The following is an 8068-nucleotide window of genomic DNA, read 5'->3' as shown; positions in this document are numbered from 1 at the left end:
ACGGATTTGAAGGAGGCGGCGCGGATTCAGAAGGAGTTGGCCGGGCGGGTGGTCTCGGAGCGGCTGGCGGGCGAGCCGCGGACGGTGGCGGCGGTCGATTCGGGTTTTTGGGGTCCGCCGCGTCGTCCGACGCACATGGTGACGGGCGTGGTGTTGTACCGGATCGCGGACCGGACGGTGCTGGAGCGCCGGTATGCGTACGGGCGGGTCCGGGTGCCGTACGTGCCGGGGTATCTGTCGTTTCGCGAGGCGCCGAGCGTGATTGAGGCGGTGGAGAAGCTTTCGCAGCGGCCGGATGTCTTTTTGATCGACGGTCAGGGCATCGCGCATCCGCGGTTTTTGGGGATTGCCGCGCACGTGGGCGTGGTGCTGGATTATCCGACGATCGGCTGCGCCAAGAGCCGGTTGGTCGGACAGCCGGCGGGCGAATTGCCGCCGGAGCGTGGTTCGCACGTCGATCTGGTTTACGGCGAGCGGGTGGTCGGGGCGGTGGTTCGGACGCGGGACCGGGTCAAGCCGCTGTACGTGTCGATCGGCAACCGGATCACGCTGGCGGAGTGCATCGAGCTGGTGCTGGCGTTGAGTCCGCGTTACCGGCTGCCGGAGCCGGCCCGCCTGGCCCACCGGTACGTGACCGAGTTGGCGAAAGACCCGTCCATTCGAAGGAATACTGCATCACTATGATTCGAAGCCAGATTGCCCAGATCACGATCCACCAGCTTGGCATCCCGTTTCGCAGGCCGTTCGGGCACGGGGCGGCGGTGCGCGAGGCGAGCGACAACGTGGTATTGGCGGTGGAGCTGGACGGCGGGACGACGGGATTCGGGGAGACTCTGGCCCGGCCGTACGTGACGGGCGAGACTCCGGCTGGGGTGGTCGAGGCGGTTCAGCGGGAGTTTGTGCCGAGGCTGCTGGAGGCCCATCCTCAGAGCTTCGGGGCGGCGATCGAGTTTCTCGATTCGCTGCCGCTGACGATCGGCGATCGGCCGATGTACGCGGCCCGCTGCGCGGTTGAGCTGGCGTTGTTGGACGCGTGGGGCAGGCTGTTTCGACGGAGTCCGGAGGCGTTGGCGGGTTGGCTGGACCAGCCGTTCTGGTCGCCGCCGGGTGCGACGGCGAAGGTCGGTTACAGCGGGATCATCGGTTTTTCGGCTCCGGAGAAGGCGTCGCGGATGGCGTTGCTGATGCGGCTCTGGGGTCTGCGGGACATCAAGGTGAAGGTGGGCGACGAGCAGGAGTTTGAGCGGCTGGAGGCGGTGGTTCGGCGGTTGGGCCGTGCGCTGCGGGCGGGCCGTGCGCGGCTTCGGGTGGACGCGAACGGGGCGTGGCGGCCGGAGGAGTTGGATGAGAAGGTTGGGCGGCTGGAGGAGTTGGGCGTGTTGTACCTGGAGCAGCCGACGGCCAAGGACGCCGATGGGTCCTGGCTTGACGTGCAGCACCATCGGGGGGTGAACCTGATCGCGGATGAGTCGCTGGTCTCCCCGGAGGACGGCGAGCGGCTGGCGGACGACTACCGGGCGGGGGTGTTCGATATTCGGATCGCCAAGAACGGGGGGCTGCTGCCGTCGTTGCGGCTGGCGGGGTACGCGTACTCGCGGGGGATCGAGGTGCAGCTTGGCTGTCTGGTCGGCGAGACGATGATCCTGACGCGGGCGGGCCAGTGGTTTGCCGCGTTGCTGCCGGAGGTGATCTTCGCGGAGGGCAACTACGGGCGGTGGCTGATGAAGGACGACGTGGCCCGTCGCGAGCCGCTGCGGTATCGCGGTCGGATTCCGGCGCCTGGCGGTCCGGGTCTGGGCGTGCAGGTCGATGCGGGCAAGCTGCAGCGCTACGCCCACAGCGCGGCGATTCCGATCAAGTTTTGAGGCACGGGTCGCGGCGTCGGCCGGCGGGCAGCGCGGCGCAACGTTGAAAAGGCTCTTCCGCCTGATATACTTGTATTCAGATTATCCCATTATTTGTGCTCGGAGATCATCCATGGTGCTTCACGTCATTCGCGGCGTCTTTCTTTTCGCCCTGTTGGCGATTGCGGTCTCGTACGTTATCGCCGCTCCGGACGCCGAGACGGAGGGGGTTTTCGCCGCGGTTCCGAGAGAGGCGATCGTGCTGGGCGTGCTGGGCATCGGGGCGTTGACAATCGGCTTGGATATCCTGATTTCGAAGAAGTCGCTGCTGGCGATTTCGGGGTTGTTCATCGGGTTGCTGGCCGGCTTGGTGTTCGCGTACGTTTTCGCGATGGTGATCGACCTGGTGGTGGAGGTATCGGGATTCGGGCTTCGCGAGGCGATCGTGGTGGATCGGGAGATCGTGGGGTTCCAGGACGCCCCAGCCCTGGTGGCGATCAAGCTGCTGGTGGGCGTGCTGTCGTGCTACTTCGCGATCAGTTTCGTGCTTCAGACGAAGGACGACATCCGGTTCATCATTCCGTACGTGGAGTTCGAGAAGAAGATCAAGGGCGGTCGTCCGATCATCCTGGACACGTCGGTGATCATCGACGGCCGGATCGCGGACATTGCGCAGACGCGGATATTCGACAACCCGCTGATCGTGCCGCGGTTCGTGCTGGTGGAGCTTCAGCAGGTGGCGGATTCGCAGGACCGGCTGAAGCGCAACCGCGGGCGCCGCGGGCTGGACATTGTCAACAAGCTGCAGGGCCAGAAGGACGTGGATTTGACGATCCACGACGACGGCAGCAGCCGCGGGCCGGTGGATCAGCGGCTGGTCGCGCTGGCGGAGGAGATGCACGCCAAGATCATGACGACGGATTACAACCTCAACAAGGTCGCGCAGATCCGGGGCGTGGAGGTGGTGAATATCAACGACCTGACCAATTCGCTCAAATCGGTGGTGCTGCCGGGCGAGGCCCTGGCGGTCAAGATCGTCAAGGCGGGCGAGGAACCGGGCCAGGGGGTCGGGTATCTCGAGGACGGCACGATGGTCGTCATCGAGGGCGGCCGCAGCCGGATCGGTCAGACGGTCAACATCACGATCACCAGTTCGCTTCAGACCTCGGCGGGCCGGATGATCTTCGGCAAGACCGAGGACGCCGGTCGCGACAGTTCCCGCCGCAACCACAACGCCTAGCCCAAAGGAGGAATCCTATGCCCTCGAAAGTCGCCGTGATCGTCGCCGCCGCTGGGGCGGGTACCCGTTTCGGCGGTCCGGTCAAGAAGACGTTCGCCCAGATCGACGGGCGGCCGGTGATGATCCGGACGCTGGAGCTTTTCGTCAACCGCGAGGACGTCTGTCAGATCGTGCTGGCGGTCAGCGAGGAGGACTACGACGACGTGAAGACCAAGTACGGGGCCAACCTGGGGTTTATGGGCGTGAGGCTGGTCAAGGGAGGGGCGGAGCGCTGTCAGACGGTCGCCAACGCGCTGGCCGCGGTGGACGATCAGGCGGAGCTGGTGGCGGTGCACGACGCGGTGCGTCCGTGCCTGACCGCCGAGAAGATCACGGAGGTTTTTGAGGCGGCTGAGAAACACGGGGCGGCGATGCTGGCGTCGCCGGTGAACGAGACGATCAAGCGGGTGGACGGCGAGAAGGTGATCCAGGAGACGGTGGATCGTCGCGGGCTTTACCTGGCCCAGACGCCGCAGGTGTTCAAGCGGCAGGTCATTGTCGAGGCCTACGCCAAGCTCGGCGGTCAGAAGGGGCATTTCACCGATGACGCCCAGGTGGTCGAGCGGATCGGAGTGCGGACGGTGGTGGTGGAGAACGACCTGAGCAACGTCAAGATCACGCGGCCGAGCGACCTGAAGCTGGCGGAGGCGATCCTCAAGGCCCTGCCCAAGCCGAAGAAACCGGGTCCGGCCGGCCCGTTCGAGGCGGAGAAGATGTGGTAAGGGCGGGCGGGAACGCGGCCGGGCCGACGACAGCGACACTGATTAGTTATCACAGCGATACTGGCACGTTTTGTCGGATTCCCGGTTGCATCCGGCGGGGTGGATTTCTATAATATGGGTTTCTGTCGGAACAACAGGAGAACGATGGTGTACGCAATAATCGAAGATCGCGGCGAGCAATACAAGGTGACCGAGGGCCAGGTGCTGGACGTGGACCTGATCGAGCTTTCGGACGGCCAGGATACGGTGGAGTTTGACCGGGTGCTGCTGGTGGGCGAGGGCAGCTCGTCGAAGGTGGGCACGCCGGTGGTGGCCGGGGCGAAGGTGATCGCGAAGGTCGAGACTTCGGAGGTCAAGGGTCCGAAGGTGGAGGTGGTGAACTTTATTCGCCGCAAAGGCCATCTGACCCACACGGGGCACCGCCAGAAGTACACGCGGGTTCGGATCGAGAAGATCGAAGCGTAGCCGCGGGGAAACGGTAGAAAGTCAAACGGGTGACAGTCCTTCGACTGTCACCCGTTTTTGATTCGGCAGGCGGGTGGAAATCGATCAGTCGGTCATGCCGTCGTCGACTTCGGTCTGCATCTGGGCTTTGAGGGCTTCGTACTCGTCGATGGTCATGGAGACTTCGCGGGCCTGGGAGCCCTTGTAGTCGCCGACGATACCCGCGGCGGCCATCTGTTCGATGAGTCGGGAGGCGCGGGAGTACCCGACGTTGAGTTTCCGCTGGAGCAGCGAGACGCTGCCGCGTTTGGACTCCAGGACCAGACGGACCGCCTCGTCGAAGAACTCGTCTTTCTCGAGGCCGTCGAGGCTGACCTTGCCGATCTGCATGAGCTCGTCGTGGAATTCGGGTTCGGCGCGGTCGCGGAGGTACTTGAGGGTCTGCTTGAGTTCATGGTCGTCGACGAGGGTGCCCTGGGCCCGAACCGGCTTGCCGGAGCCGGGCGGCAGGAAGAGCATATCGCCCATGCCGAGCAGATCTTCGGCGCCGTTCTGGTCCATGACGATCCGGGAGTCGAGTCGGCTGTTGACCCGGAAGGCGACGCGGGTGGGCAGGTTGGACTTGATGAGGCCGGTGACGACCTTGGCTTCGGGCCGCTGGGTGGCCAGGATGATATGGATGCCGACGGCCCGGCTTTTCTGGGCGAGGCGGGCCAGGGAGAGTTCGACTTCCTTGGGGCTGACCATCATCAGGTCGGCGAGTTCGTCGATGACGAGGACCATGTAGGGCAGGTAGGTCTGGATTCGCGAGGCCTCATCGTCGTCGGTCGGCTGGAAACGCTCGAGGAGGGTGTCGCGGCCGAGGTTGTTGTAGGCGCTGATGTTGCGGACCTGGGCCTCGGAGAGGATGGCGTAGCGTTCTTCCATTTTCTGGACGAGCCATTCGAGGATGGCCTGGGCGCGGTCGACGTCATGGACGACGGGGCACATCAGGTGGGGGATTTCCTTGAAGCTGGAGAGTTCGACCATTTTGGGGTCGACGAGGATCATCTTGACGTGGTCCGGCCGCTGGGTGAGCAGGACGGACATGATGATGCTGTTGATGCAGACGCTTTTTCCGCTGCCGGTGGTGCCGGCGATCAGGAGGTGGGGCATGGAGCAGAGGTCATGGACCAGGGGGTTGCCGCTGGCGTCCTTGCCGAGGAACAGGGGGATGGTCATGCGTCCAGGGGCGCTGCCGGAGAGCTCGATCAGTTCGCGGAGTCGGACCGGCTGTTTTTCGAGGTTGGGCACCTCGATGCCGATGGTGTTCTTGCCGGGGATGGGTGCGACGACGCGGACGGAGGGGCTTTTGAGGGCGCGGGCGAGGTCCTTGGATCGTTCGTCGATGCTCTTGACCTTGATGCCCGGTCCCAGTTGCAGTTCGAAGAGGGTGACGACGGGGCCGGTGTCGATTTCGACGACGGCGGCGTCGATTCGGAACTCGCTGAGGGTGCGTTCGAGGATTTTGGCCTTTTCGCGGACCTGGGACTCGTGGTCGTCGGCGAGGACCTGCCGCTCGTTGTTGAGCAGTTCCAGCGGGGGCAGTTCCCAGTCGCCCATGTCCTTGGGCCACGAGGTGGGCTTGGAGTTTTTCTTTTCCGGGAGCGGTTTGGCCAGGAATATTTTGGGTTCTTCGCGGACGGCCGGGGCGGGTTCGGCTTCGGCTTCGATCACATCCTCGTCGCCTTCGTCCTGGTCGTCTTCGCTTTCCTCGTCTTCTTCCTCTTCGGCCTGGTCGGGTTGGTCCGCCTCATCGTCGTCGACGAACCGCGTGGCCTGTTCGACTTCGTCATCATCGTCGTCGGGATCGGCAACGGCCACGGCGGTCCGCGGCGGCGCGGGCAAGGCCTTGCGGGGTCGTGAAGGAGCGGTCTGAGGGACCAGGTACCGCTGACGGAACTGCTCGACCAGCCAGTCGGCGCGGGCGCGGACCTGGCGGAACAGGACGGGCAGATAGACCACGAACTCATCGGCGGCCAGGATCAAGCCGACGGCCAGACCGACCAGCAGGATCAGGGCGGCTCCGAACAGCGAGAAGTACTGCTCCAGATAGTGAGTGATGGCGAAGCCCAGCACGCCCCCGGCGCCCAGAGGCAGATCGGACGCCCACGGCGGCTCCAGGAGTGAGAAGATGCCGGAGCCGACGGCGACCAGCACGAGCATGCCGGCCACCCGCAGGGCCATCTCGGTTTCGCTCATGGCGACGATGACCATGAACCCGACGCAGGTGACCAGGAGGAGGAGGACCCACGCCCCTTCGCCGAAGTAGTGAAACAGGGCGAAGGAAACATAAGCGCCGGTGATTCCGCACCAGTTGTGCGTGACCTGGAGCGACGGGTGGCGGTAGCAGTCGGGGTTGGGCCAGTCGGTGGCGTCGAAGGTAATGCAGGCGATCCAGAGATACAGGCACACAGCCGAGACCAGCAGGATCTTGCCGAGATACCAGAAGAGTTCCCACTTGTTGATTGGCGGTTCCTCGGGGGTCTTGTGCTTGCGTTTGGCTTTGGCCATCGGGGTCGGTTCCTCGCTTGTGTGGTTGTCGACGGCGACGGCGCAGCGCGGGCGGGGAGCGTCCGAGCAGGCCGATCGCAGTACTGGTATCGGCCGTCGGGAGCTTGTGACTCCAGCAAAAGCGAACCATGCGGGCGGTTCGGGAGTAAAAGGTAGAAGTGGAAATTCCAGGTCTGCCGATACTGGGAAGACGTGCGATGATGCGAACGCCGAAGGATTTTTTGCGGAACATGGAACCATGATGTGGGGTTTGATAGGAAGCGGGGCAGGTGCGCCAACGGGGCTGTCGGACATGCTGTTTTTCCAGCAGGTCGAGGTGGTTTACGCGGTCGTGGCCCTGCTGTTGACGGTGGGCGTGCTGTTCTGGCTGTTCGGCAGCCGGTTTCATCGGTTGTTTTTGACCGTGCTGTTTTTGTCGGTGGGGATCGTCGGCGGCTGGGAAGTGGCCAACGCGTACGCGGTCAATGTGTTTCTGGGGATGACGATCGGGGTGGCGCTGGGGGCGAGTCTGGGGTACTGGTTGTTCCGGTTCTGGCTGGGGTTGTTTGCCTCGGGGCTGGTGGGTCTGGCCCTGCTGATCGTTTATTGGTACGCGTGGGCCCAGCCGTGCCTGGCGCAGGCGGCGCGGCAGACGCAGGTGGCCCGGGTTTCGCAAGGGATCGAACTGAACCCGCCGGCGACGCAGCGGGCGACGGGCGGGATTTCGGCGACGACCGAACCGGCGAGCGCCAGCACGGGTCAGGCGTATCGGAATCTGGAGGTGCTGTTGCCGAAACTGGCCCCGCGGGCGTATGCGGACTGGGACGGGTGGCGGGCGGGTTTTCCGGAGACGGCGTCGTCCATTCTGCGCAATTTGTCGGTGATCATGCCGCGGCTGCGGTTTGAGTTGACGATCATTTTGATGGCGGCCCTGATCGTGGCGATGCTGGCGGCGTTTTTGCGGCCGTATTTCCTGAACATTGTTTATACTTCGGCGACCGGATCGCTGCTGGTGGCGTTGAGTGTGGCGGCGTTGCTGACGCTGAAGGCGACGGTTCAGACGCAGTGGCTTTCGGTCAATTCGTGGGTTGTCTGGACGGGTCTGGCGGTGATGACGGGAGTGGGGATCGGGGTGCAGTACTACCTGTATCCGCCGGCCAAGCCTGAGGAGCCGCAGGAGGAAGAGGACGAAGAGGCTCCGACTCCGCCGAAGGGCGGCAAGTCGAAGGGCAGATAGAAAGGCTGGC

7 protein-coding genes are annotated in these 8068 nt (G+C 64.3%); 6 read left to right on the top strand and 1 reads right to left on the bottom strand.

Annotated features, from left to right (window positions below):
* Positions 1–6: 6 nt before the first annotated feature.
* The 5 genes from GXY33_16420 to rplU all read left to right on the top strand — a co-directional run bounded on the left by GXY33_16420 (position 7) and on the right by rplU (position 4310).
* A complete protein-coding gene (locus tag GXY33_16420; GenBank protein ID NLX06724.1) occupies positions 7–684 on the top strand; it encodes an endonuclease V in 678 nt (225 codons plus the stop codon).
* Positions 681–1865 carry a hypothetical protein gene (locus tag GXY33_16415; GenBank protein ID NLX06723.1) on the top strand — a complete coding sequence of 395 codons (1185 nt, stop codon included), beginning with the start codon at positions 681–683 and terminating at the stop codon, positions 1863–1865. Before GXY33_16420 ends, GXY33_16415 begins: the two co-directional genes overlap by 4 nt.
* Before the next feature lie 112 nt (positions 1866–1977).
* Complete coding sequence (locus tag GXY33_16410; protein ID NLX06722.1) at positions 1978–3084, top strand: TRAM domain-containing protein; 1107 nt, start codon at positions 1978–1980, stop codon at positions 3082–3084.
* A gap of 17 nt (positions 3085–3101) precedes the next feature.
* Positions 3102–3845: a 2-C-methyl-D-erythritol 4-phosphate cytidylyltransferase gene (gene ispD, locus GXY33_16405; protein ID NLX06721.1), complete on the top strand. Its 744-nt coding sequence runs from the start codon at positions 3102–3104 to the stop codon at positions 3843–3845.
* A gap of 147 nt (positions 3846–3992) precedes the next feature.
* Complete coding sequence (gene rplU / locus GXY33_16400) at positions 3993–4310, top strand: 50S ribosomal protein L21 (protein ID NLX06720.1); 318 nt, start codon at positions 3993–3995, stop codon at positions 4308–4310.
* A gap of 84 nt (positions 4311–4394) precedes the next feature.
* On the opposite strand, the gene GXY33_16395 is transcribed toward rplU, so the two are convergent.
* Positions 4395–6842 (bottom strand): DNA translocase FtsK, encoded by a 2448-nt coding sequence (locus GXY33_16395; protein NLX06719.1) that lies wholly within the window; start codon positions 6840–6842, stop codon positions 4395–4397.
* Positions 6843–7134: 292 nt separating this feature from the next.
* On the opposite strand from GXY33_16395, the gene GXY33_16390 reads away from it, so the two are divergent.
* On the top strand, positions 7135–8058 hold the full coding sequence (locus GXY33_16390; GenBank protein ID NLX06718.1) for a hypothetical protein: 924 nt from the start codon (positions 7135–7137) through the stop codon (positions 8056–8058).
* The last annotated feature ends 10 nt before the right edge of the window (positions 8059–8068 follow it).

This window comes from Phycisphaerae bacterium, assembly GCA_012729815.1.
Lineage (GTDB): Bacteria > Planctomycetota > Phycisphaerae > JAAYCJ01 > JAAYCJ01 > JAAYCJ01.
The sequence above is the reverse complement of the archived record's forward strand: the minus strand, read 5'-3'. Positions and strand labels throughout refer to the sequence as shown.